Origin of the sequence: Streptomyces piniterrae (assembly GCF_005048155.1) — a bacterium.
Taxonomy (GTDB): domain Bacteria; phylum Actinomycetota; class Actinomycetes; order Streptomycetales; family Streptomycetaceae; genus Streptomyces; species Streptomyces piniterrae.
In genome coordinates, this window is the sequence record NZ_SUMB01000002.1 from 491,146 (window position 1) to 516,438 (window position 25,293).

The following is a 25,293-nucleotide window of genomic DNA, read 5'->3' on the forward strand; positions in this document are numbered from 1 at the left end:
CTACGTCTGCGGCTCAGCCAGATGTATTGCCGGGCTTGCAGAAAGTGTGCGGGAATATCTGCTACCGGCTTGAAAATCGGCGGCCCGCGATTCATTATCGCGGGGACTCCGGTTCGTACGGGGCTGTTGAGCCCTATGCCACAGGAGTCCAGGATCCGGGGGGAGATCTGTTCTTTTGGCGATTCCTTGGCGTTCTTCGACGCCCCTGTGCGTTCTCTCTGTCTGCGGCATGACATTGATCGCGATGGTCGCACGGTTGCGCAGTCTCAAGGTCGCCCCCTTCGGTTCTGGTGACGTTTGCACTCATCATCCGCCGCTGCATTGCGGAGAGAACAAAGATTCCCGTCTTGCGGGGATCGGATAGATCCGGGGCAATTCACCGAGGAAGGGCTCGACAACACACATGACGAACGATCACAAGGATGCGGCACAGGGCGGGAACCCGGGAGGGCCCGGGCCCGAGAAGGCTCCCGCGGCCGAGTTCGGTGCGACGAAGATCGCGGCAGCCGACCCGCGTTACGGGGACCTGGTGCGCGGTATGAACCAACGCTGGGTGGGGCGACCGGAATCCGTGCGCATGGTCGACTCGACCCAACAGGTCCTGGCCGTGGTTCAAGAAGCGGTCCGGGACGGCAAGAAACTCACGGTCCGCGGTGGCGGGCACTGTTATGAGGACTTCGTCTTCAATGCCGACACCCAGATAGTGCTCGACATGTCGGAGATGACCTCGGTCTACTACGACGAACGGTTTTCCGCGTTCGCGGTCGAGGCGGGCGCGACACTGCTCGATGTCTACGAGCGGCTGTACAAGGTGTGGGGCGTCACCGTTCCCGGCGGAATGTGCTATTCGGTGGGCGTGGGCGGTCATGTCAGCGGTGGCGGGTGGGGCATGCTCGCCCGCCAGCACGGCCTGGTCGTAGACCACCTGTACGCGGTCGAGGTCGTCGTGGTCGACGCCCGCGGGAAGGTCCGTACGGTGGTCGCCACACGTGAGGAGTCCGACCCCAACCGGGAATTGTGGTGGGCCCACACCGGAGCCGGCGGCGGTAACTTCGGGGTGATTACCCGGTACTGGTTCCGCTCCCCGCACGCCAGGGGACGCAGACCGGAACAGGCCCTCATCAAGCCGCCGAGCGAGGTGTTAATCAGCGCCATCGCCTGGTCCTGGGACGACATCACCAAGGAAGAGTTCACCAGGCTCACCCGCAATTACGCCGCCTGGCATGTGGCGGACGAAAACTCCGCGCCCGGCAGCGAGTACAGCGGGCTGATGAGTTCGCTCCTGCTCAACCACAAATCGAATGGCCAGATAGGGCTGGTGTCCGTGCTGGACGCCACGGCTCCGCACGCGGAGAAGCTGCTGGAGGCGTATATCGCGGCCGTCACCGAGGGCGTCGACATCGAGCACGGCCCCGTCACCAAGACGATGGGCGAGCACAAACCGATGCCGCAGTACCACAAACCCCAGCGGATGCCGTGGCTACAGGCCACGCGGTACTTCGGCACCACCAACAACACACTGGTCGATCCGACGCTGCGTGCCGACTACAAGTCCGCCTACAACAAGCGCATGGTGACCGATCAGCAAATCGCGAAGATTTACCAGCACTTGGCGAATGCGGGCCTCAACAACCCCCGCGCCATGGTGCAGTTCAGTTCTTTCGGCTGCGCGGTGAACAGCGTGAAGCGGTCGGACACCGCGACCGTACACCGTGACTCGCGTTTCAAGCTGCTGTACCAGACGTACTGGAACAGTCCGGCCGACGACAAGGCGAACATCGCATGGCTCAGGGACTTCTACGAGGACGTGTACGCGCAAACGGGGGGTGTACCGGTCCTCGACGACACCACCGACGGCTGCTACATCAACTACGCCGACATCGACCTCAACGACCCGCGGCGCAATAGGTCCGGAGTGCCGTGGCACACCCTGTATTTCGGGGACAACTATCCCCGGCTGCAGGACGTCAAGGCGAAGTGGGACCCGGGCAACCACTTCAGCCACGGGCAGTCGGTGCGTCTGCCGTAGGCCGGCACCGGCGAGACCCCCTCGCGTGGGTCTCGTCGCGGCTGGACGGTGATGTCGTCTCGCCCGGGGCTGGGCGCCCCGGGCGAGACCACGGAGGAGAGCGGTTGGCGGCTCAGGCGCCGAAGCCGCCGTCGATGTCCAGGCTCGCGCCGGTCACGAACGCGGCCTCGGGGCCGGCGAGATAGGAGACCATTGCCGCTATCTCCTCGGACCTGCCGAACCGGTCCAAGGCCATCCAGCCGATCATGCTGCTGGACATCGGGCCGTCCGCGGGGTTGGCGTCTGTGTCGACCGGGCCGGGCTGGACGTTGTTGACGGTGATGCCGCGGGGGCCCAGTTCACGGGCCAGACCGCGGGTCAGCCCGGCCACCGCCGCCTTGGTCATGCCATAGACGGAACCACCGGGGAAGGGCATACGGTCGGCGTTGATACTGCCGATCGTAATGATGCGGCCGCCGTCCGGGAGATGCCTGAGCGCCTCCCGGATTCCCACGACCACGCCACGGATATTGACGTTGATCATCGTGTCGATGTTCTCGATGGGCAGTTCTTCCACCGGACCGAAGGTGCCGCCCCCGGCGTTGTTCACCAGGATGTCCAGGCCGCCCAGCGTCCGCACCGTCTCGTCGACGGCGGCCGCGATGTCCTCGTCGCTGCCGCTGTCGGCCTGGACGACCGTCGCACGTCCGCCCGCTGTGCGGATGCCGGCGGCGACCTCCTCGGCACGGTCTTTGGAGTGGGAGTAGGTGAGCGCCACGGCGGCGCCATCGGCCGCCAATCGCTGTGCGATCGCCGCGCCGATGCCACGGGATGCCCCGGTGACCAGGGCGACCTTGCCGTTGAGCGTGTCCGTCACGTGAAGTGTCCTCTCACAGTTTTTCGCTGGTGTTGCGATTGCTCTGATGGTTCGCCGGCTTGGTCCGGCGAATCAGCTTTCTGCGGGGGCGCTGCCGCGCTCCGCGCTCGGCAGGAACAGGGCGACGACCGCGCCGACCACGCAGAGCCCCAATGTCCACCAGAAGGCGGCGCCGAAAGCCTCGGTGATCGGCCCGGCCAACTGGGGGGAGGTGGCGACCGAGGCGGAGGCACCGGTCCGGCCCACGCGGTCGGTGAGCTGTTGCTGGACGACGACGGCGAGCAGTGCGGTGCCGACGGAGCCGCCCAGCTGGATGGAGGCGATCAGCGCGCTGCTGGCCCGGCCGGTGTTCTCCGGGGCGATGCTGGTGAACCCCGTGGACAGCGCCGGGGCGAGGGTGGTGCCCAGGCCGACACCGCGTATCAGAAGGGCGACGACGAGCAGTCCGGTGTCGTCGGCGGGGTCGAGCTGGGTGTACGCGAGGGTGCTGGCCGCCGCGAGGGCCATACCGGCAAGGACGACGGCGCGCGGGCCGAAGCGGGCGACGAGGCGTCCGACAGCGGGCAGGATCAGTACGGTGCCGACGCCCTGCGGGGCGAGCAGCAGGCCGGAGGTCCATGCGTCGAAGCCGCCGGCCTGCTGGAAGAAGAGCGGGAGCAGGAACATCACGCCGTAGACCGAGGCGCCGAACAGGAAGGAGCCGAGGGCGGCGGCGGTGAACCGGCCGGTGGCGAACAGCCGCACATCGATGAGGGGGACACCCCGCATGCGGAGAGCGTGCACCACGTAGGCGATCAGCAGGACCGCGCCGACGGCGAACGAGATCAGCACGACCGGGGCGCCGACACCCCCGCCGGTGGCCAGCTGGGAGAAGCCGAGCAGCAGTCCCGCGAGGGCCGCGGGCAGCAGGGCGAGTCCGGTCACATCGAGCCGGGAGACGGCCCGCTGTTCACGGGGCGGGTCGGTGGGCAGGATGCGGTGGGCCATCACCGCGCAGAGCAGGCCCAGAGGCACGTTGAACCAGAACAGCCAGCGCCAGTCCAGGCTGTCCATCAGGACGCCGCCGATCATGGGGCCGAAGACCGGGGCGAGCGTGATCGGGATCTGGATGAGGCTCAGTACGGTGGTGGCTCGTTTCGGGCCGGCCGCGCGGGCCAGCATCGTGAGCATGATCGGTTCGAACATGGCGCCGCCGATGCCCTGGACGACGCGGGAACCGATCAGGGTCCCGACGGATGTGGCGACGGCGGCCAGGACACAGCCGATGAGGTAGACGACGAGGGACGCCTGCCAGAGGGCCTTCTCCCCGAACCGGTCCATCGCCCAGCCGGCGATCGGGATGGCGACGGCGATCGCCAGCAGATAGGCGGTGCTCACCCATTGCACGGTGGACAGGGACACCGAGAACACCTCGGACAGCCGCCCCATGCCCACCGACACGATCGTGGTGCTGAGCAGGGCGATGACGGCACCGAGGGCCAGCGTCGAGCCGATGGGCAGCAGCCGCGTCTCCGCCGGTTCACCCCCCTCGGCGGGCCGATCTGGGATCGGAGCGCTGTCGACTTCCGGCGGTCGGGCCGCCGCGGTCTCTTCCATCGTCACCTTCCGTGCGGTCAATGCGTTCCCTGCCGCGGGCTCCTCGCGTGGGCGCGTGGCAGGTGGGGACGTGTCGTTCAGTGCGGGCCTCGGGATTGCAGGCCACCAGACCGTCAGGCCGTCGGGGCAGTCCGGGGCGTCGGCAGAGTCCGGGTCGTCGGGCGGGCCGGCACCCCGCCGTGTCAGCCGGCAGGTTCTTCTCCCAGCTCCCAGCCGTAGCGCGAGCCGATCTCCGCGACATGCGGGAAGCGCTCCGGGGGCCATGGCTGCGGATGTTCACCGGGCCTGGCCGGGTCGCCGGCTTCGAGGAAGAACTTGTCGAAGCCGGCCGGGGTGAACAGGAAGACCATCTTCGCCACATGCAGTCCGGTGTTCTTGAACCGATGGGTCACCCCGCGGGGTATGAAGACGAAGTCGCCCTGATGGGCGGTGAAGGTGCGTCCCGCGTCGAGGACTTCCAACTCGCCGGAGAGCAGGTAGTACGCCTCGTCCTCGAGGTTGTGCACATGTGCGGCCGGGCCGCAGCCGGGCGGCACGGAGGCCTCCAGGAAGGCCAGGGAACCACCGGTGTTCTCATGGCTCGCCTTGACGGTGTAGGTGTCGCCGTCGACCCAGACGGTGGGGCCCTGCCCCGCGGGGACGTGGAGTACCCGTTGGGGGCGCTCCGGGCGGTCCTCCCTTCCCTGCGTCAGCGTTGCCTCGGTCATGTGGTGGCCTCCAGCTCGGATGCGGTTTCGGAACGGATTCGGTGTGCTGCGGAGCGTCCGGTTCAGTGGAATTCACAGGGGAAACACCACCCGGGCCGAACGGGTTGCATCCCGGACCGACCGCCGGCCCGGAACGCCTCTTTCACACCGGCAGCGAGCCGCCGCGGCCGAGGTGACGGACGACCGTGCGGGCGGCGAGCTGCCGTTGGGCGGTGCCGGCCGTCAGGCTTCGTCGGTCGGCCGGCGGATCGAGCCGGCCGAGCAGCCTCAGCGCCCCGTCGGCCGGGTCGACCTCGACGAGGTCACGGGTGCACAGCCAGCCGCCGGGGTCGCGTCCGCCGTCGGCGAGGAAGCGCGCGGGAGGATCCTCCTGCGCGAGATACGGCGAGCCGGGCAGCCGTACCTGGAGCTCTCCGGAGACCAGCCTGATCTGGACGCCGGGTGCCGGGACGCCGACCGTGCCCGGCCCGTGCTCGCCCGCCGCGTCGACGGCGATGATCCCGGTCTCGGTCGTTCCGTACGCCTGGCCGACGCGCACTCCGAAGAGTTCGGCGAAGCGCCGGTGGACCCGTCGGTCCAGGACGTCACCCGCGGAGATGGCCACCCTCAGGCGGGGCAGCGGCGGTGCGTCGTCCTGGGCGGCGAGGGCGGCGAAGTGCGCGGGCGCCCCGAGGACGGCGGCGATGTGATGGGTCCGGCAGGTGTCGAGCACCGACCGGGCGCCGGTGTCCGGGGCGAAGACCGGGACGGCGCCGGTGTTCATGGCGTGCAGCAGGCCGCCGATGAGCCCGAAGGAGTGCTCGGGCGGTGTGAGCAGCAGCGTCTTCTCGCCGTTGCGGGGCATGCCGCCGATCGCGCGGAACCGGCCGAGTTCGGTGGTGAGGGACCCGGGGGTCCGGCCGATGGCCTTGGCGATACCGGTGCTGCCGGAGGTGAACTGGACCAGGCAGTAAGGGGTCCTTGCCGGCCGGCCGCCGACCAGGCGGCGTACGAGCACCTCGCACTCGTCGTGGAAGGTGCCGGCGGCCCACCCCGGAGCGTCGAAGGAGAGGTGGTACTGGGGCCGGCAGCGGTCGAGGACGGCGCCCAGCTCGCGGCCGCGCAGACCGGGCCCCATGAGCATGACCTGGGCCCCGCACGACCACAGCGCGAGCAGCGCCCACATCTGGGTGAAGCTGCGGGCGCCCTGTAAGGCGACGGTATTGCCCTCCCTGATGCCGTACGACCGGAGCGTGTGCCGCAACGCCGCGACCTGGGTGCGCAGTTGACCGTAGGTGACCGTGCGGCGGGCGGCCGCCCATGGAGCGTCGGTGGGGGGCCCGGCGAGCAGCCCGGCGCCCCACCAGTCGGTTTCCCGGAGCGTCACGGTGGTTCAGCCTTCCCGCTCGCGCCTGAGCTCCAGCCGCTGGTAGCCCTCGTGCCACGGGCGGCGGCGCTCCATGGCGGCGCAGGCCGCGACGACCTGCGGCTCGTCGAAACGCCGGGCGGCGACCTGGAGGCCCACCGGCAGGCCCGCCGGGGTGTAGCCGGCCGGGACCGTGGCGGCGGGGCTGCCGATGAAGTTGTACAGGCCCGTCAGACACCATCCGACCAGCGGGTTGACGCGCTGTCCTGCGACCTCGGAGGGGCCCACGGTGGTGCGGTCGGGAGCGTTGGCGATCCGCGCCACCGAAGTCACCGGGCTCACGATGAGGTCGTACTGGTCGAAGACGTCCTCAAGGGAGTCGAGGAGTTCGGTGCGCAGGATGTCCTCGAGGCGGTAGTCGACGGCCGAAGGGCGGGCGCCCATGTCCAGGAGCTCCAGATAGGTGGGGGCCATCCGCTCGCGGTGGGCGAGCACATCCACGCCGGCGCGGCGCATCCGGGTGATGAACTCGACCTGGCGGACCGCCTGAAGGCGTCGCCACAGGGCCGTGAACTCCTGGTGGGGCCGCGGCAGTTTGATCTCCACCTCGACGACCTCGGCGCCGTCGTCGATGAGCGCACCGAGCGACTCCCGTACGACCGAGGCCACTTCGGGTTCGACGGGAAAGCCGCCGAGGTCGGGGGAGTAGGCGACGCGCATTCCGGTCAGCGGCCGCCGCAGGGCGTCCGAGAGCCGCCCGGGTGCCTCGGGGAGCGAGTAGGGGTCCCGGGCGTGCGGGCCGGCCAGCACATCGAACATCAGCACACCGTCTTCCACGGTGCGGGCGATCGGGCCGTAGCACACCATGGGATTGAGCAGGCCGAACGCGTTGGGCCGCACCACGGTGGGCACCCGGCCGAAGGTCCCCATCAGGGCGAACACCCCGCACAGGGAGCCAGGGACGCGCAGCGAGCCGCCCGCGTCGGAGCCCTGGGCGAGAGGCACCAGCCCCTCGGCGACGGCGGCGGCGCTTCCCCCGGAGGAGCCGCCCGCGTTGGCGGCCAGGTCGAAGGGCGTGCTGGTGGGCCCGAACAGGAAGTTGTCGGTGATGGCCTTGTGGCCGAACTCGGGCGTGTTGGTCTTGCCGACGACGATGGCGCCGGCCTGGATCAGCCGTTCGGCGCTCACTCCGCCGGCCTCGGGCACCTCGTTCTCGAAGGCGTACGACGCCTGGGTGGTGCGGATCCCCGCCACCGGGTCAAGGTCCTTGATCCCTATGGGCAGTCCGTGCAACGGGGGCAGCGGCTCGCCGGTGAGCACCTCGCGCTCGGCCCTCCGGGCGGCGTCCAGGGCCTCCTCGGCACATACGGTGACGAAGGCGTTGACGGCGGGGTTACGGCGCTCGATGCGGTCGAGGCACGCCTCGACCAGTTCGACCGGGGACAGTTCACGTCGGCGGATCATCCCGGCGAGGCGGGTGGCCGGCTGATAGGCGAGTTCATCCATGGTGCGACATCCCTCCACTTGATGCGCTGCCGGCTCGGGCACCCCATACGGGCCCGCCGCACCGAAGGGGGCGCCCATAGAGGGCGCCCGAGCCGGCGCGCCGGCCTACTTCTCGACGCAGAACTCGCCCACCGGCCAGCCGACATGGCGCTGGTCGGTCGCGAGATAGCCCATCAGCTGGTCACCCTGCTTGAGTTCGGTGACATTGCGCACCGCGTCCCCGGGGCCGAGGACCCGTACATGCCAGTCGTCCTGGACGGCGAGGCTCACCAGGGTGCCGTCGTCGGCGCGCGTCTTGATGGTGAGCAGCGGGCGGGATTCGAGCTTGACGCGTCCGACGACGACGCGGCGGGTGCGCCCGGTGGTGCTGACGGCCAGGACGGTGTCACCGGCGCCGAGTTCGCTCAGGTAGTTGGTGCGGTTGTCGGTGCCGAGGACATACGACTGCAGGGCGCCGGCGTTGACGCGGAACGGCCGGGTCGGCATGTAGGGCAGGGGGTGGGTCTCGCTGGAGCACAGGATGAAGCCGTGTGAGTACGAGCCGACCAGGATGCCCTCGTCCTTGTGCAGATAGCTGCAGGTGTCGACGCACACCCGGTCGCCGAGTCCGCTGTGCTCGATGGACTCCACGGTCAGCTGAGTGAGCGTCAGCGGCGGGGTGTCGGTCCGGAGGAGCTCGGCGAGTTCCAGCACCTCGGCGACGGATTTCGGTGCGAAGAGGACGCCCTCCGAGCCCTTCTCCAGCACATCGAGGATGATCTTGGCTTCTTCCAACGAGTCCGCCCGGCAGATCAGCTGCCCGGGAGCCTTGTCGGCCGCGGCGATCACGATCTCCAGCGGGATCTTCGTGGGGTCCTTGAAGGTGACCGCGGTGTACGGCAGGGCCCGCGCGGCCGAGCACGCCAGGGTGAGCGAAGCGTCGTCGACCACCGGCACATGGGCGGCGACGGAGTCCTGGCCCTCAAGGGCCCGGCCGTGCAGCATGGAGAGGCCGTCGTCATCCGTGATGTCGGTGAGCAGTACGTCGTAGCCGTCCCAGCCCTCGGCTGCCCCATCGCCGGGCGCCGCGGCGACCAGCACCTTGCGCACGGTCGGGGGGAGGCCGGCCAGGATTTCCGGTCCGTCGTCGACGATGCCGTCGATCCGGGCATGCACGGCCGCCTCGACCAGCGCCGCACGCCGGTCGGCGGGGACGGAACGTATGTCGATCCAGGCGAACTTCACATCGCACCTGCCAGTTCGGGTAGGGAGGTTGTCTTCGGGGCGGTTTCCGGCCGTGGGCCGTGGACGGCGGCGGTGAGGGTGCGTACCGCGGCCGCCGGGTCGGGGCTGTGGAACACCTGACGGCCGACGGCGAGTCCGCGGCAGCCGGTGTCCATCGCGAAATGCGCGAAGTCGGAGAGGCCGCGGCCGCCGCCGGGGCCGCCGGCCAGGACGACCGGGACCGGAGTCTTGGCGACGATTCCCGCCATGTCTTCCGCGGTGTCCGCGGCGACGGTTTTCACCAGGTCGGCGCCGAGGTCGACGGCGATGCCCACCACATGCGCCAGCAGCGCGGGGTCGCGCGGATCCTGGATGCGGGGTCCCCGTGCGTACATCATGGCCAGCAGCGGCATACCCCATCGGTCGCAGCTCGCCGAGACGGCACCGAGATCGGCGAGCTGCCGTTTCTCGGTGTCCGAACCGATGTTGATATGCACGCTGACCGCGTCGGCGCCGGCGCGCACCGCTTCTTCGACGCCGCCCACCAGGACCTTGGCGTCCCCGTCGAGGGCGTGCGGAGTGCTGGCGCTGAGGTGGACGATCAGGGCGGCGCCCTTCAGCAGGCCCGGTTCGATGGACCGGGCGCGCCCCTTGTGCACAACGATGGCGTCCGCACCGGCGGCCACCACGTCACCGACGATCCGGCTGAAGCCCGCGGCGTCGGCAATGGGGCCGTCGGCCACGGAATGGTCCATGGGCACGATCAGAAACTTTCCGTCGCCGGGCCTTGAGAGCCGCGTGAGGCGCAGCGATTTTCCGCTCAGAGGTAGTAGGGGCACAGCACCCTCCGTAAGCACGGGTGATACGGGAACCGTCAGTCGGAACTGCGGATTGATAAAGACCCGGGAATGACGAACTCATGGAAAACGGGCCGGCACATTCCGGGTTGGGTGACTTAAGGGAGGTCCGGCTTCAGCCCGTGTACGTTCCGGCCGGATACTGATTCTTATGTCCCTTCGGCGTCCTGGGCAACATCCTTGGGGCCGCCATGCCGAACGGAGAAGAAGTTTGCGGCTACAGCGGTACTTCGCCGGGCGGATGACCGCCAATTTCCCTGAGAAGGCAACTCGGTCGGGCTCTTCGGTGTTCTGCGGGTGTCCGTGTCCTGAGGGGCACCGTGCCTGTGGAGGAGGGGCCGATGAGGAACGACACGCCGCCGCGTATCGCTGTGGTCGGGGGAGGGCTGGCGGGTCTGACGCTCGCGCTCGCGCTGCATCGCGCCGGGCTGGAGTGCCGGGTGTACGAGCAGGCGCCCCAGTTGGGCGAGGTGGGAGCGGGCATACAGCTGGCGCCGAGTGCGACCAGGCTGCTGCACCGGCTGGGGCTGGAGCCCGCGCTGCGGTCGCTGGCGGTCGAGCCTGCGGCCATGGAGTTCCGGCGCTGGGCGGACAGTTCGGTGATCAGCCGTGGGCTGCTGGGGGTGCACTGCGAGCAGCGGTATGGCGCGCCGTACTACGCGCTGCACCGGGCCGATCTGCATCGGGTGCTGGTCGAGGCGCTGCCGAGGGGCACGGTGCGGCTGGGCGCCAGGTGCACCGGGGTCGAGGAGGATCCGGACGGGGTGGTGCTGCGGTTCGCTGATGGCTCGGAGGCGGGCGCGGATGCCGTTGTGGGCGCCGACGGTATCCACTCCGTACTGCGCCGGGCCCTGGTGGCCGACCGGCCGCGCGCCTCCGGCCAGTCCGTCTACCGGGGCTTGGTGGAGAGTCGGAGGGTGCCCGCTGTGGTGGCGGAGCCCAGGGTGTTGCTCTGGCTCGGGCCGGGACGGCACTTCGTGTGCTACCCGGTTTCGGACGGACGGCTGGTCAACTTCGTGGCGACGGTGCCCACCACCGGTGCCACGGACGAGTCATGGTCGGGGCAGGGCCGGGTCGAGGATGTGGTCGCGGCGTACGACGGGTGGTGCGCGGATGTCACCTCGGTCATCGGCGCGGCGGACGAGGTGAGTCTGTGGGCGCTGCACGACCGCGCCCCGATAGAGCGGTGGAGCACCGGTCGACTCACGCTGCTGGGCGATTCGGCGCATCCGATGCTGCCCTTCCTCGGCCAGGGCGCCAATCAGGCCGTCGAGGACGCCGTGGCGCTGGCGGGCTGTCTGCGGGACGCCACCTCGGGCACGCTTCCGGCGGCTCTGGAGCGCTATGAATCGATGCGCAGGCCCCGGACCACCCAGGTGCAGGAGCGTTCCCGGGGCAACAGCACGGCGTTCCATCTGCCGGACGGTGATGCGCAGCGCGAGCGCGACGCGAGGATGGGCACGCCTGCGCCGGAGCGGCAGGACTGGCTCTACGGGTATGACGTCGAACGCTCTCTGGCGGCGCATCAGCCGGCCTGACTCCCGGCTCGACAGGTCTTCTGGGGGGCTCCCGTCCTCCAGAAGACCGGGGTGCTTAACGAGCCCCATGTGGTGACGTCTTATCGCGCGCCTTGCAGGATGTGGCTGGAATCAATCTGCGCCCCCGGTAGTAGCCATGGCCAAGTGATCAGGGTTTGCGGGGGAGTTCACAGAGGTTGGATCCCTTCTGCTGTTTCGGCGAACTCCGCCGTCAATTCTCCGCCCTGTCCTATGGAACACCGAAGCGCCCCAGAAGGTTGCATGCAGCTTGTTTCAGGAACGTCATTCGAGTCGAAGCAACTGGAGTGATCGTTTCCGCGACCGGTGTCGATCTTGGCCCGTCACGATGTCGACACCCCGCCCACCAGGAACTACCAATCGTCGCTTGATCGTTGAAGCATCCCGACCTTGGCGATTGCTTTAGTTTCACTTTAACTACCTTTTAGTTGCCGGATCTTCAGCATGTGGGGTTCGCTGGGTTGAGTCCGGAAAATGCACGGGGGGTCTCCGGTCGATCAAGAAACAAGCTGACCCATCAGATCGTTTCTCATCGCCGGCCGGGCTGTTGGAGGTAACGGGGGATTCACCACGGTCCTGGGGGCAGAGCCGACCGACGTGTGGCGATCGCATATCCGCGCTCGCCACACCGGAATGCATCTGTCCGTTTTCGTGTGCTCCGTGAGCGGCATTTCCCCGCTGTAATCAAGCACGTACGCGCCAGAGCGGGCCCGCGGCCATGCCGCCGTGCGCCCAACGGAGGAGCTCTAGTGATCGTTACCGAGTGCGCCACCAGACCGACGGCCGTCGCGTTACCGACCGCGATGCCGGCTGCGGAGACCGTCCGGAAACCCGCGCCCGCAAAGGCCGTCGACGTTCACTTACCGGACCCGCTGTCCAAAGGCAGTGCCTGGAGGTCATCCGCCACCGCGGGACAGCGGGTTCCATGCGTCCGAGACGGCCAACTGGCGGAGGTTCTGGCCGAATTGGGCAAACGGATCGGGCCGCTCTTCGCCCGACCAGAGCCGCGGGCGCAGGCGATGCAGTACGCCCTGGGGCTGCTCGCCGTCGGCGGTCGCAGTAATACCTGGCAGCTGGCCCAGCGGGTGGGCGACGCCTCCCCCTGGCGGATGCAGCGCCTGCTGACGCGCGCCCGCTGGGACGCCGAAGCCGTCCAGGACGCGGTCCGCGGCTATCTCTCCGAAAACCTGGGGCACCCGGGGGCGATGCTTGTGCTCGGCCAGAGCGACGCCCTGAAGAAGGGCGCGCAGACCGTCGCCGCGGCCCGTCAGTACACCGAGCTCACCCGCCGGGTCGAGAACTGCCAGACCGCCGTCGTGACCGCCTATATCTCCCCGCGGGGACAGGCCCTGATGGACCGTGAACTGCATCTGCCGACGTCCTGGACCGTCGATCCGCAGCGCTGCGTCAAAGCCGGGGTCCCCGAGGGGCGCCTCGCGTACCGGACCAAGGCCGAGCTGGCGCGGGCGATGATCGAACGCACCATGAAATCGTCCGTGCCGTTCCAGTGGGTGTGCGGCGGGCAGGACTACGGGCAGGACGAGGCGCTCCGCGGCTGGCTTGAGAAGAAAGGTATCGGCTATGTCCTCGCCGTACCTGCCGGACGGCTCGACGCCGCATCGCTCGCAGCCGCCCCGCCGAGACAGCGCTGGTGGCCGTCCCCCGGAGTTCCTGGCGACCCCGCCACCGCCGGCCTATGGGCCCGGGTGCCGGCGCCGAGCGCCCCGAACTGGGGCCCCACCGCGCCTCCCTGTGAGGGCTTTGCCCGCTTCCTGCTGCTGCACCGCCGCCCCGACGCACCGCGGACCGAGTGCTATCTGGTGCACGCCCCCAGGGACACCGGAACTCCCGCCATGGTGACCGCCGCCCAGGCCCGCGACCAGGCTCGGCGCTACCTGGACGCGGCCCGGCTGCACACCGGGCTCGACCGGCACGAGATCCGCACCTGGACCGCCTGGTACCGGCATATCACGCTGTCCCTCATGGCCCTGGCGGCCCATACGGTCGCCATGAACCGGGCAGGCTGAGAGCCGCCCCGACTTCGGCCCGTACGCCCTGTCGTAGCGGGCGAATTCGACCGCACGTCACCCGGTTCGACGCTTATGGCGCCGCGCCGGGATGACCCCTGCCCGGAATGCGATTGCACCTCATTTCCTAGTGGGCGTCTGGGCGTTGATCGCCGGGAAGTTTTGCCAAATCCCGGACAACCGATTCACGAAATCTCCAAGTACCGCAGTAGGAACGCACTCGGCAGGCGCAACCCCTTTCCCCTTGCCCGGTCCCCGCGGCGGATGGTGTCCTGAGCGAAGAACGACCCGCTTTGCCCCCATGGGCATGCCGCATCCCAGCGGCCGTCATTTCGGAATTCCTTCCGGAGGAGCGTGCACACACTGTCATGAGTATTTCCGCCAACTCCCTGACCAACGGGAATACAGAATTCCGGGACGAGGAATTCACCGCGCTCGATGTCGACGGGTCTCCGGGGCTGCGTCTCGCGCTCGCCTCGTTGCAGACACAGGCACAGGAGCTGGACCGGCTGGTGACGGCCACGCTCGACACCATGGCCCGGCCCCGGGAGCAGCTCTCCTCGCACTCCACGGCCTTCGCCGAGATCGCCACCCGCTCGATCCCGCGCTGGCACTTCGCGATGCTCAACGACACCGAACGCAATGACGCCCTGATCGTGGCACTGGAGCGCCGGATCCCGGCCGGCGCCCATGTCCTGGACATCGGCACCGGCACCGGCCTGCTGGCCATGGCCGCGGCCCGGGCCGGCGCCGGCCGGGTCGTCACCTGCGAGGAGAATCCGCTGCTCGCCGAGATCGCCCGGCAGATCATCGCCCAGCACGGGATGTCCGACGTCATCACCGTGGTCAACAAGCGCTCCACCCACCTGGTGATGGGCAGCGACCTGGAGCGCCCGGTGGACGTCATCATCTCCGAGGTCGTCGACTGCGGACTGATCGGCGAGGGACTGCTGCCCACGATGCGACACGCCCGGGAGCATCTGCTCGCCCCGGGCGGAGTGCTGATCCCCGGTGCGGCGCGGCTGTACGGGCAGCTCATCCAGAGCGAGGTGGCGAGCGGCCTCAACCGGGTGGGAAACGCCGGCGGGTTCGACGTATCGCTGATGAACGTGGCCTCGACCCGCGGGCACTTCCCCGTACGGCTGCACACCTGGCCGCACGACGTCCTCTCCGGCCCCGTCGAACTGCTCGACTTCGACCTGCTCACCGGCCCGCTGGCGGCCGGCAGCCGGGTGGTGCCGGTGCCGGCCACCGCCGCCGGACCGGCCCATGCGCTGGTCGCCTGGTTCGAACTGGACCTCGGCTCCGGAGTCGTACTGCGCAACTCTCCCGACAACGTCGGGTCCCACTGGATGCAGGCACTGATCCCGTTCGACAAGCCGGCCATGGTCGGCCCGGGAGACCGGCTGGACGTGGAACTGCACTGGACGGACTACAGCCTCTCCGCACGCTGAGCATCCGCAACCACCCCACAGGAAGGCCTACTCGATCCGATGAGCCACACTTCGTTCCCCTACGAGCCGTACGAGCTCCACGGCAAGGAACTGCGCGACGCGGTCGTGCGCTATGCGAGCAATCCCATCTATCTCGACAACGAGGAGTGGGAGAACAGCGACAACCCCTACCGGCGCCAGCTGCGCCCACAGGTGCTCGCGCACCTGGACCTCGACCGCGTCCCGGGGCGCGACGAATTACTGGACTACAGCAGCCTCGCCGTGCAGCGGCTGCTCACCACCGTGTACGAGGCCGACCTGGTGTTTCTGCCCAAGTCGGGCCTGAAGGGCAAGTGGGAGGACTTCAGGCGGTTCTACAGCCCGACCAACCGGGCGCTCGGGGAGATGATCCGGCCCGCGCTGGAGCGGTATGCCTTCGGTTTCCTCGACAAGGAGGTGGAGACCTCCGGGGCATGGACGATCGAGAGCCTGGAAGCGTATCTGGTGTCGCTCAACGCCCATGAGCCGATGGATGCTTCGCTCTCCGAGAAGGCCATCGCCCGCTCCACCGACCGCGAGCGCGCGGCGCGTATGTGGCTCATCCAGTTCGCCCCGGACTTCCTCTCCGAGGCCTCGCCGATGATCCGGAACGTGCTCGGCTACTACGGGGCCGCCCAGTCCGAATGGTTCAAGATCATCATCGATGAGTACGGCTACGGCGTCCATGACACCAAGCACAGCAAGCTCTTCGAGCGCACCCTGGAGTCGGTCGGACTGGAAGCCGACGTCCACCGGTACTGGCAGTACTACCTCAACAGCAGTCTGCTGATGAACAACTACTTCCACTACCTGGGCAAGAACCACGAACTCTTCTTCCGCTACGTGGGCGCGCTCTACTACACCGAGGCCACGCTGGTGGACTTCTGCCGCCGGGCCACCGCACTGCTCAAGGAAGTCTTCGGCGACCGCGCCGACACCCAGTACTTCACCGAGCATGTGCACATCGACCAGCACCACGGCCGGATGGCGCTGGAGAAGCTGATCCGCCCGCTCGTCGCCGAGCACGGGGAGGAGATCATCCCGGAGATCGTCCGGGGCATCGAGGAATACCGCCGCATCCAGGACCTCGCCGACGAGGACTTCGCCATGCAGATCGGCTGGATGGACAACGGCCCCGAGTTCAAGAAGCTGCACGCGCCGGTCTGGGACGCCATCAAGAGCGGCCGCGTCACCGCCCCGGTCGCCGACATCGTCGAGCCGCACGGCGAACTCTCCAACACCCACTGCCACGACGGAGACGAGCTGTGCCACATCGTCTCCGGGACGATGAAGTTCGTCTCCGGCTTCGACTCGCACCAGATCCTCGAAGCGGGCGAGGGCACCGTCATCCAGCGCAACCGTCTGCACGGGGCGATCATCGAGTCCGAGGAGTGCGTCTATCAGATCCACTCGGTGGGGGACTACAAGAAGTGCATGTAGTGACGTTCTCCGTGGCCGGCCGGAACAACTGCGCGGTGGTGGCCGGTGAACCGTATGTGTACGCGCGGACCGACGAGGGGTGCTTTGTGATGCGGGCCCGCTGCCCGCACCGCGGCGGCCCGCTGCATTTGGCGGAGCTGGCCCCCGAGCGCAACCGGCTGGTGTGCCCCTGGCACGAGCGCAGGACGTCGCTGACCCGGCTGCGGCAGGAGATCCCCGCCGTACGCAGCGGCGACACCGTCACCGCGGTCTTCCCCGGGCGGCCCGACGCCGGAGTCAGTCTCGGGCACCGGCCGTTGTCGGTGGACCTGGCGGGGTGACTTCGCAGCGCGGCCGGGACCTGGGACTCGCCCGTCCGGACGGTCCCGGCCGCGGCTGATCGCCGCCGAACCCGGAGCAGAGCTCCGATCTGACCGAGACTCCGAGACTTCACCGAGCGGACAAGGAATCCTGCTGTGTCTCCGTATCCTTCCGGCAGCCCGGCCGTCATCGTCGACCCGTTCTCCTCCGGCGGCCTGTACGGCCCGGCCTTCCGCGCGGTGGGGGTCCCGACGGTCGCGGTCGTCTCGTATCCGGAGATCCCGCCGGCCTACGCCGGGTCCTTCCGCCCCGAGGACTTCGACGAGGTTCTGACCTGGAGCGGGGAGGAAGGCGCGCTGGTGATGCGGCTGCGCGAGCTGCGGCCGCGCTGTGTGCTGCCGGGCGCCGAGATCGGCGTGGAGCTCGCCGACCGGCTGGCGGCGTTGGTCGTCCCCGAAACGGCGAACGTGCCCGCACTGGCGGCGGCTCGGCGCCACAAGTACGCGATGGCGCGGGCCGTTGCCGCGGCCGGGCTGCCGGTGTTGCGGCAGCTGTGCTGCGACGACCCTGACGAGATCGCCGCCTGGATCGACCGGGAGGGGCTGACCGGCCGCGACCTGGTGGTGAAGCCGCCGAAGAGCGCGAGCACGGACGGCGTGACACGGATCGTCGGCGGGCGGGGCTGGCGCCGGGAGTTCGAGGCACAGCTCGGACAGCTGAACCAGTGGCGGATCCGCAACGACCAGATGCTGGTGCAGGAATACGCGACGGGCACCGAATACGTCGTGGACGTCTTCAGCCACGCGGGCACCCACACCGTCACCGACGTGTGCCGCTATCGCAAGGTCGACAGCGGTGGGCAGATGGCGGTGTACGAGTCCATGGACTGGCTGCCCGAGGACCGGCCCGAGGTACCGGAGCTGGTCGGCTACACCCGGGGCGTGCTGGACGCGGTCGGCTTCCGATGGGGGGCCGCACATGTCGAGGTGATGATGACCGCCGAGGGGCCACGGCTGATCGAGGTCAATGCCCGGCCGCACGGCGGTGGCCACCCCCGTTTCTGCCGCGCCGCGACCGGCGGCAGCCAAGTCGACCGTGCGGTGGCGTACTTCACCGGCCGGACTCCGGTGCCGTCCGGCTACCGGCTGCGCCGGCGGGTGCGGGTGGTGTTTCTGATCAGCCGGTCCGCCGGGGTGGTCCGCAATGCCGAAATTCTGCACGGTGTAAAGGAGATGACGAGCCATCACTTCTCTGCGGTGCCGGTGCGCAACGGCGACCGGATTGCCCCGACGAAGGATCTGCTGGGGACGCTGTCCCTCGGGTTCGTGGTGCTTGCCCACGAGGACCCGGCGCAGCTCGACGCCGATCACGCCGCCATCCGGCGGATCGAGTCGCTGCTGAAGGTGGATCCGCAGGCGGACGCGGCATGAGCCGTCCGGGGCCGGGTGCCGGCGGCTGCTTATCCGTACTACACGCCTTCGGCCATGACCGCGGGCGCCTGCTAGTGCGCTGTGGAGAGCGCTGGGGGAGGCGGTCGTGATCAGCGGGTGGTTTCTGGGCAGTTCGCTGCTGGTGATCACCACTCCTGGACCGGACGCGGCACTGGTCGCCCAATTGGTGCTGCGCACCGGGCGGCGCGCCCCCGCGCTCGCCGCGGCGGCGGGCATGCTGACGGCGGGCGCCGCCCATGCGGCGCTGGCCATCAGCGGGGTCTCGCTGGTGCTCGCCGGCCGGCCTGAGCTGTTCACCGCCGTCCGCTGGTGCGGCGCGGCCGTCATGCTGATCTGGGGGATACGAGCGCTGCGCACCGCGCTCCGCCCGCACGGCCCGCACCCGCAGGACAGGCAGGGGCATGATGCCGGGCAACCCGCCCCGGCATCCCTGCGGCGCTGCTGGCTGCAGGGCCTGCTGTGCACCGGCACCAACCCCAAGGTCGGACTGTTCCTGCTGGCGTTTCTGCCGCAGTTCGTGCCGCCCGGGGACCCCCCGGCGCGGACCATGGCGGTGCTTGCCGTCGTCCATCTGTCCCTGGCGGCGCTGTGGCTCGCCTTTCTGAGCGGCGCCGTGCATCTGCTGCGCCGCTGGATGGCCGCGCGCCGGCCCGATGCGGGAGCCGGTCTGGCGCGAGTGGTCGAGGCGGTCGTGGGGACGGTGTTCATCGGTTTCGCCGTCCGGCTGGGACTCGGCGGATGAGCGATCGCGCCATCGGATCAGTCCTGACACTCCAGGTCGAGCAGGAAACGCTTGGCGGCGACACCGCCCGCGTAACCCGTGAGCCGGCCCGAGGCACCGACGATGCGGTGGCAGGGCAGCACGACGCACAAGGGGTTCGCCCCCAGGGCCTTGCCCACCGCCCGCGCCGCGCTGGGGCGCTGCACTGCCGCGGCGAGCTCCCCGTATGTCGCCGTCTCGCCGTACGGAACGTGCTCGGCGACCGCCAGCACCACCTCCTTGCTGAACGGTGTGGCCAGGCTCGGGTCCAGCGGCACCGAGAAGGAGCGCCGTCTCCCCGCGAGGAAGGCGTCGAGCTGACCGCGCGCCTCCTGTATCACCCCGAGCCGGCCGGGGCCGGCCGCGGACTCGTCCACGCAGACCCGCGCACCCGCCGCGAGCCGTTGCCGTACGGCGTCCGGCGGGAAGAAGCCGCAGTACAGCAGGGCTTCATCGGTGGCGGCGAGCGCCAGACGACCGATCTGCGTGTGGTGTTCGGCGACCACCACGGTGTCCACCGCGGCGTTCGCCGCGCTGCGACTACTGGTCTGCATGACGTGCTGCATGACGTCTTCCTCCCGGCTGGGCGACATGGCTGGCTGTCTCTTACTCCGCGGCACCCGACGCGCCGCTGTATGGCACACGCGGCTGCATCCCCCACGGTGCTGATCCCGAACGCTGCTGTTCCCGCACTGCGCTGCTTCCCTCTTGCCGCGAGAGAGCTCACACCGCCATGGAGCCCACCCCGTGAGGGACTCACGCAGCTATCGGCCGGCAGCTCTTGCAGGCGCGGTATCCCGCCTCGCGGGCGGCCCGTGCCGAGCGGAACGGCACCTGGTGGGGTGGGGTGATCCGGCGTGCGTGGGCACAGGTCGGATGGCAGTAGATACGCGTGGTGTCGCTGCCGAGGAACACCGTCCCCATACGGGACAGCCCCACCAACGCGTCGTCTATGCCCTCGGCGCCGCGCAGTACCGCGCCCACTATGGGGCCGTACCGCAGATCGCAGGGACCACTTTCGTCGAAGGTGACCCGGTGGCAGGGGATCAGCAGCGGCACCGGGTTGACCTCAAGGGCCTCGGTGACCGCGGCGGTGCCGGAGACAGCGGCCTCCCGCGCCACCCAGGCGAGCGGCCGCAACTGGCCGCGTGGAATGGTGCGTACCGCATCGAGCACGGCCCGCTCCGCTTCGGTGAGCTCCGGCAGATCTATCCGCAGCCCCTTGGCGCGGCCGGTGCGCAGCGCGGTCCGCAATCCCGGCAGGGGCCGCGTCGTGCGGATCGCGCTCCGTCCCGTGCGCGCGAGGTGTGCTTCCTCGAACGCCTCGGGACCGGGCACCGTTTTGCCGAGTGCGGCGCCCGTCACGGCCTGCGGCCCATACGCGACGTACAGCCCGCCGGCGGGTGCTTCAAGGTGCAGATACATGTCGTACCGGTTCCTCGGGATTCCCACCCGCTGCAGCACCCGTGCCGCGAAGTCCGCCGGAGCGGGACCGGCGAGGTCCGCCAGGGCCGCCTCCACGCCACCCTCCGGCCGCGGGGTCCTTTCCCCACCTCGGTTCACATCGTCACCTCCCTCAGCAACGCGACTTCCGGTTCCAGCAATTGACGCAGGGTGGCGATCCCTCTCGACACCTGAGCCTTGACCGTACCGACCGGGCATCCCTGCACCTCGGCCACTTCGGCGTAACTCATCCCGACCACATGCCGCAGCACCACCGCGACGCGGGCCGGCTCGGGTAATCGCGCCAGCGCCGCGACCAGCAGCGCCCGGTCGGCTGCCGTTTCGGCCCGTTCCTGAGGGCCCGGTCCCTCGGCCGGCCAGCTCTCGCAGGAGTCCTCCACACGCGCGGCTGCGACGGGCCTGCGGACGCAGGTGCGCACATGATTGCGCCATACGTTCGCGGCGATCGTCATCAGCCAGGCGCGTGGACGCAACGCACGGCGACGTTTGGCGGAGTATCCCTGCAGAGCCGTGTAGGCGCGCAGGAAAGTCTCCTGGCCCAGGTCGTCTGCTTCGGCGGCGAATCCCGTCACCCGGAGCAAGAAGGCATGGACCGCTGAGGCGTGGACCCGGACCAGTTCCGTGAAACCGTCGTCCAGATCCGTCGCCAGGCGTTCGCAGAGTGGCTCGGCTGTCTCGTCCATCACTCACAGAAACACCGACGGGCTTCGCATGGTTGCACAGCCCCGCCCGAGCCTTCACTGTCCTGCGTCAGCTCCGGGACCGTAAGCTCCAGGACCGTCAGCGCCAAGACCGCCAGCTTGAGACGACCGGCCTCCGGCCGTCCGCGCCCCGAGCCTCAGCGCCGGCCGTCCGCGCCCCACGCCTCAGCCGCCCCACCGCAGCACCGCGCCGAGTCCGCCCGCCGGCCCCTGCATGCCGGCCGGGACCAGCAGCACCTCGGCGTCGGCCGCCGCAGCGGACCGCAGCAGGGCGTCATCCGCGCGTGCCCGCTGCGGCTTGCTGACGCCCAGCGCCCGCGCCTGACCACGCTGTACCGCGACCTGGTCGACGCCCGGCCCGATCCAGACGTCGCGGCCCCCATCGGACGCGTCCTGGCCCAGGAACAGTGTGTCCACCTGATGGCTGCGGGCCGCGTCCACGACGGCGGGCACTCCTTCCGCCGCGCCCCCCGGACTGCTGTCGACGCCGAGCGGACCGTGCTCGCCGGGGCGGCCGCGTTCGGCCCGGAAGCGGTTGAGGGCCTCGTCGAGGCGGGCGCGCGCATACTCCTCGCAGGCCTGCGCGATCTGGCGGTCCAGCACGCTCTTGGAGGCGCCCGGGGACCTGCTGCCGTTCTCGGCCTCGACGGCGGCGGCCCGGAGCTGTTCGGGCAGCCGGTTGTACACGGCCCGCCGCTCGCGGGAGTCGCCGGTCAGCACCAAGAGCTGCGCGCCGCTCTCCGGCCACTGCCGGGCGAGCTCGTCCGCGATGATGTCGGCAGTCTCGTTCCAAGTGTTCTCGACCTTGTTCCGGTAGTGCCACTCGTACCGGTCCGCGGGGATGCTGCGGTGCCCTCGGCCCCGCCACTCCTTGCCGTTCGCCGTCGCCACGGCCTTGCTCCGCTGCGCCTCGCGCAGCTCGATATCGGCGCCGGTGCGGTCGATGTACGCGACCAGGCACGCCGGCTCCTCGCCGATCAGCCAGGGGAGCGGGGCGATGTGCGGCAGGAGGGACCAGGTCGCCTCGGTGCGGACCGGGGGCACGCTGAGCGGGATGTCGAGGACGACCTCGGCGCCCGCGGCGAAGACGGCCCGGCCGGGAGGCGCCCCGGAGGTCGGCTCGTGGGCGAGCCGGTCCGCCACCGCCCGGCACGTGTACGGGTCGGCACCCCCGTCGATGAGCTGAGAGGCCACGGAGCGCTCACGGAGCTTCTGCTGCCGCTGCGCGTCCTCGGTCGCGCGCGTGGTGTCGATGTACACGGAGGCCCAGGGGCCCAGATGGTCGAAGAGCGGCTTGAGAAAACCGAGTTCCATGATCTTCCCCCGGATCGGGGACAGTGGGTACTACCAGGTTAGGACGTGGACGAGGGGCCGGCAGAGCCGTCCTTGTGGAGGAATCGTCGCAAGCGTGCCAGCGGCCAGGTGTTGATCACATCTTCTGTGGTCAGCCAGCCCCGTTGTGCGGTGCCCACCCCGTAGCGCAGGTACTCCAGGTGGAGCGGCGCATGCGCGTCGGTGTTGATGGCGAACTTCACGCCGTACCGCTTGGCGCGCAGGATGTGCTCGTCGGACAGGTCGAGCCGGTCGGGGTGTGCGTTGATCTCCAGCGCCGTCCCGGTGCGGGCGCAGGCGGCGAACACCGCGTCGAGATCCATGTCGAGGCCGGGTCGTTTGCCGATGATCCGGGTGGTCGGGTGCCCGATGATGTTGACCTCCGGATTCTCGCAGGCGGCGACGAGCCGTCGGGTGAGGGCGTCCCGTCCCTGGTTGAAGTGGGAGTGCACGGCGGCCACGCAGAGGTCGAAGTCCCGCAGGAACTCCTGCGGCCAGTCCACGTTCCCGTCCGGGTCGATATTGAGCTCGGTGCCGTGCAACAGGCGCATCTTCCGGTGCCTGCCGTCGAGTTCGCGTACCCGCTCACGCTGGGCCAGCACTTTCTCGTCGGTCATCCGCTGCATGTAGAGGTTGGGCGCGTGGTCGGTGACCGCGTAGTAGCGCAGACCCCGCCGGGCGGCCGCCGTCACCATCTCGTCCAGCGGGGCGAGGCCGTCGGTGAGGTCGGTGTGGGTGTGCAGGTCGCCCCTGATGTCGGCCTCCGTGACCAGGTCCGGCAGCTCGCCGCGCAGCCCGGCGGCGACTTCGCCGCGGTCCTCGCGCAGCGTCGGGGGGATCCAGGGCAGCCCGAGCCGTGCGTAGACCTCCTCCTCGGTCTGCGAGACGATCTTCTTGCCGCTCTTGGCGTGGAAGAGGCCGTATTCGGACAGCTTGAGCTTGTGGTGCACGGCCATCTCGCGGGTGCGGATGTTGTGCGCCTTGGAACCGGTGAAGTACTGGAGTCCCGCGCCCCAGGAGTCCGGCGGTACGACGCGCAGATCGATCTGGAGGCCCTTCGTGGTGCGGATCGATGTCTTCTTCGTGCCGTGCGCGATGACCTCGGCGGTGTCCGGCAGCCGTGTGAAGGCATCCATGAAGGGGGCGGAGCGGCCCGCCGCCACGAGGATGTCCACGTCCCCGATGGTCTCCCGCATACGGCGCAGCGACCCGGCGTATGCGCAGCTCACGCAGCCCGACAGGGCGGACAGCTCGGCCACGATCTCCTCGGCGACCTCCATGGCGACGTTGATCGGTACCCGGTCGCCCGCGGCCTGCATCAGGTCGATGCCGTGCAGGATGTTCTCCTCGGTCTTCGGCCCGAAGCCCTTGAGGTCGCGCAGCCGCTCCTCATGGATGGCGTCGAGCAGCTCGGGCACCGAGGAGATGTGCAGGTCCTCGTAGAGCGTCATGGCCTTTCTGGGGCCGAGGGTGGGGATGGCCATCAGCTGGCGCACGCCGGCGGGGATCTTCGACCTGACCTCCTCCACGGCGGGCATGCGGCCGGTCCGCAGATACTGGAGCACCTTTTCGGCGATGGACTTGCCGACGTTCGGGATCTCGTGCAGGCCCTCGGCATCGAGTTTCGACACATCGGCGTGGTAGCCGCCGATGGCACGCGCGGCCTTCTCGTAGGCGCGGGCCTTGAACGCGTCTCCGCCGGTGATCAGGACGAGGTCCGCGTACTCCTTGAGCAGCGCCTCGACCTCCTCGTTGGGCCGGACCACACGCTCATTTTAGTGCGGGCCCGCGCAGGGGGCCTTTCCGCGCCCGGTGGCCGTGGCGCGAGAGGCGCTGTATGGGTGCCTCCGGGCACCGTCCTCCGTCGCCTTGGTCTCACGGCACCGCGGTCTCCCGGGTCGCGAGCGACCCGTCGGTCCCGGGGGCGGCTGTACCGAACGGTGGAAGGGGCTACGCGCCATGAGCGGCGGTGCACGTGTCGATCAGGCGTGCCGGTTTCGGCCGCCGATGTACACACATGCCGCCATGCGCGTGTCCGCCAACTACATTGGTTCCGCGCGCAGTTGTTGTCGTGGTCACGACGTGAGCGGAGGCGGCGCCGGTGAGTGTGGACGTACGGGGTGTGGTGTCCGACGTTGTTGCCCAACAGGCGCCGGAGGAACTGCCGCTGGTAGACGGACTGGCCCGGCTCGATCACGACGAAGCGGTGCGGCTGCTCAGGCGCCGCAACACCAGCGCGCCGCTCGGCTTCGGCCTCGCCGAGATCGCCACGGTGATCACCCCGGTGGTGTGGATCGCGGTGGACGAGGTCTGCCGCACCTCCGTCGGGTCGCTGATGGGCCGAGCCATACCCGGGCTGGGGGCGCTGGTGCGCCGGATGCTGCACAGACCCCCGGCACCACCGCCCGAAGTTCCCGCTCTCACCGCCGAGCAGTTGAATTCCGTACATCGCCGGGTGCGCGAGGGGGCGGCGCGCTCGGGGGTGGAGGAGGCCGCCGCAGAGACACTCGCGGACCGCGTGGTGGCCCGCCTCGCCCTCGACCGGGCCGGGGCGCCGACGGTACCGCCCGAGGCCGAGCCGGAACCCGCGGCCGAGCCGGAACCCGCGGCCGAGCCGGAACCCGCGGCCGAGCCGGAGCCCAGGAGGACGTCCTGAGCGCCGGCAGCACACCACCCACTCAGGGTGGCGCC

21 protein-coding genes are annotated in these 25,293 nt (G+C 69.5%); 9 read left to right on the top strand and 12 right to left on the bottom strand.

Annotated features, from left to right (window positions below; translation table 11 throughout):
* Window positions 1-403 precede the first annotated feature (403 nt).
* Window positions 404-2,029 carry an FAD-binding oxidoreductase gene (locus tag FCH28_RS06470; protein ID WP_136738725.1) on the top strand — a complete coding sequence of 542 codons (1,626 nt, stop codon included), beginning with the start codon at window positions 404-406 and terminating at the stop codon, window positions 2,027-2,029.
* 112 nt (window positions 2,030-2,141) lie between these two features.
* Here the strand turns inward: FCH28_RS06470 and FCH28_RS06475 are convergent, their stop codons facing one another.
* From FCH28_RS06475 to FCH28_RS06505, 7 genes are all read right to left on the bottom strand, one after another.
* On the bottom strand, window positions 2,142-2,885 hold the full coding sequence (locus tag FCH28_RS06475) for an SDR family oxidoreductase (RefSeq protein ID WP_136738726.1): 744 nt from the start codon (window positions 2,883-2,885) through the stop codon (window positions 2,142-2,144).
* 72 nt (window positions 2,886-2,957) lie between these two features.
* Window positions 2,958-4,481 (bottom strand): MDR family MFS transporter, encoded by a 1,524-nt coding sequence (locus tag FCH28_RS06480; protein WP_169314063.1) that lies wholly within the window; start codon window positions 4,479-4,481, stop codon window positions 2,958-2,960.
* Window positions 4,482-4,663: 182 nt separating this feature from the next.
* Window positions 4,664-5,188 carry a cupin domain-containing protein gene (locus tag FCH28_RS06485; protein WP_136738728.1) on the bottom strand — a complete coding sequence of 175 codons (525 nt, stop codon included), beginning with the start codon at window positions 5,186-5,188 and terminating at the stop codon, window positions 4,664-4,666.
* A 142-nt stretch (window positions 5,189-5,330) separates the two neighbouring features.
* Window positions 5,331-6,554 carry a class I adenylate-forming enzyme family protein gene (locus tag FCH28_RS06490; RefSeq protein WP_136738729.1) on the bottom strand — a complete coding sequence of 408 codons (1,224 nt, stop codon included), beginning with the start codon at window positions 6,552-6,554 and terminating at the stop codon, window positions 5,331-5,333.
* A gap of 6 nt (window positions 6,555-6,560) precedes the next feature.
* Entirely contained in the window at window positions 6,561-8,039 is a 1,479-nt protein-coding gene (locus FCH28_RS06495; protein ID WP_169314064.1) for an amidase, read from the bottom strand.
* A 105-nt stretch (window positions 8,040-8,144) separates the two neighbouring features.
* Window positions 8,145-9,263: a 3-dehydroquinate synthase II family protein gene (locus tag FCH28_RS06500; RefSeq protein ID WP_136738731.1), complete on the bottom strand. Its 1,119-nt coding sequence runs from the start codon at window positions 9,261-9,263 to the stop codon at window positions 8,145-8,147.
* Window positions 9,260-10,099 carry a 2-amino-3,7-dideoxy-D-threo-hept-6-ulosonate synthase gene (locus tag FCH28_RS06505; RefSeq protein WP_425471888.1) on the bottom strand — a complete coding sequence of 280 codons (840 nt, stop codon included), beginning with the start codon at window positions 10,097-10,099 and terminating at the stop codon, window positions 9,260-9,262. Before FCH28_RS06505 ends, FCH28_RS06500 begins: the two co-directional genes overlap by 4 nt.
* A 341-nt stretch (window positions 10,100-10,440) precedes the next feature.
* On the opposite strand from FCH28_RS06505, the gene FCH28_RS06510 reads away from it, so the two are divergent.
* The 7 genes from FCH28_RS06510 to FCH28_RS06540 all read left to right on the top strand — a co-directional run bounded on the left by FCH28_RS06510 (window position 10,441) and on the right by FCH28_RS06540 (window position 19,087).
* The gene (locus FCH28_RS06510) at window positions 10,441-11,637 is read left to right on the top strand and encodes an FAD-dependent monooxygenase (RefSeq protein ID WP_136738733.1); all 1,197 of its coding nucleotides are present in this window, start codon (window positions 10,441-10,443) and stop codon (window positions 11,635-11,637) included.
* Between the two features lie 983 nt (window positions 11,638-12,620).
* Entirely contained in the window at window positions 12,621-13,682 is a 1,062-nt protein-coding gene (locus FCH28_RS06515) for an IS701 family transposase (protein ID WP_169314065.1), read from the top strand.
* Between the two features lie 368 nt (window positions 13,683-14,050).
* Window positions 14,051-15,136, top strand: coding sequence for a class I SAM-dependent methyltransferase (locus tag FCH28_RS06520; RefSeq protein WP_136738735.1), 1,086 nt, complete (start codon window positions 14,051-14,053; stop codon window positions 15,134-15,136).
* Between the two features lie 39 nt (window positions 15,137-15,175).
* Window positions 15,176-16,594, top strand: coding sequence for an iron-containing redox enzyme family protein (locus tag FCH28_RS06525; protein ID WP_136738736.1), 1,419 nt, complete (start codon window positions 15,176-15,178; stop codon window positions 16,592-16,594).
* Window positions 16,594-16,914, top strand: a complete 321-nt coding sequence (locus FCH28_RS06530; protein ID WP_169314066.1) for a Rieske 2Fe-2S domain-containing protein — start codon at window positions 16,594-16,596, stop codon at window positions 16,912-16,914. Before FCH28_RS06525 ends, FCH28_RS06530 begins: the two co-directional genes overlap by 1 nt.
* Before the next feature lie 135 nt (window positions 16,915-17,049).
* Window positions 17,050-18,324: an ATP-grasp domain-containing protein gene (locus FCH28_RS06535; RefSeq protein WP_136738738.1), complete on the top strand. Its 1,275-nt coding sequence runs from the start codon at window positions 17,050-17,052 to the stop codon at window positions 18,322-18,324.
* A 106-nt stretch (window positions 18,325-18,430) separates the two neighbouring features.
* The gene (locus FCH28_RS06540) at window positions 18,431-19,087 is read left to right on the top strand and encodes a LysE family translocator (RefSeq protein WP_169314067.1); all 657 of its coding nucleotides are present in this window, start codon (window positions 18,431-18,433) and stop codon (window positions 19,085-19,087) included.
* A 17-nt stretch (window positions 19,088-19,104) separates the two neighbouring features.
* On the opposite strand, the gene FCH28_RS06545 is transcribed toward FCH28_RS06540, so the two are convergent.
* The 5 genes from FCH28_RS06545 to polX form a co-directional block, all read right to left on the bottom strand.
* Complete coding sequence (locus FCH28_RS06545) at window positions 19,105-19,671, bottom strand: methylated-DNA--[protein]-cysteine S-methyltransferase (RefSeq protein WP_246102455.1); 567 nt, start codon at window positions 19,669-19,671, stop codon at window positions 19,105-19,107.
* Window positions 19,672-19,861: 190 nt separating this feature from the next.
* Window positions 19,862-20,626, bottom strand: coding sequence for an MGMT family protein (locus FCH28_RS06550; protein ID WP_246102457.1), 765 nt, complete (start codon window positions 20,624-20,626; stop codon window positions 19,862-19,864).
* Between the two features lie 38 nt (window positions 20,627-20,664).
* Window positions 20,665-21,252 (bottom strand): RNA polymerase sigma factor, encoded by a 588-nt coding sequence (locus FCH28_RS06555; protein ID WP_136738740.1) that lies wholly within the window; start codon window positions 21,250-21,252, stop codon window positions 20,665-20,667.
* Window positions 21,253-21,435: 183 nt separating this feature from the next.
* Window positions 21,436-22,584: a baeRF2 domain-containing protein gene (locus FCH28_RS06560; protein WP_136738741.1), complete on the bottom strand. Its 1,149-nt coding sequence runs from the start codon at window positions 22,582-22,584 to the stop codon at window positions 21,436-21,438.
* A gap of 38 nt (window positions 22,585-22,622) precedes the next feature.
* Window positions 22,623-24,368 (bottom strand): DNA polymerase/3'-5' exonuclease PolX, encoded by a 1,746-nt coding sequence (gene polX, locus FCH28_RS06565; protein WP_136738742.1) that lies wholly within the window; start codon window positions 24,366-24,368, stop codon window positions 22,623-22,625.
* Window positions 24,369-24,703: 335 nt separating this feature from the next.
* Between polX and FCH28_RS38475 the strand changes: the two genes are divergently transcribed.
* Window positions 24,704-25,258, top strand: a complete 555-nt coding sequence (locus FCH28_RS38475; RefSeq protein WP_136738743.1) for a hypothetical protein — start codon at window positions 24,704-24,706, stop codon at window positions 25,256-25,258.
* Window positions 25,259-25,293 lie beyond the last annotated feature (35 nt).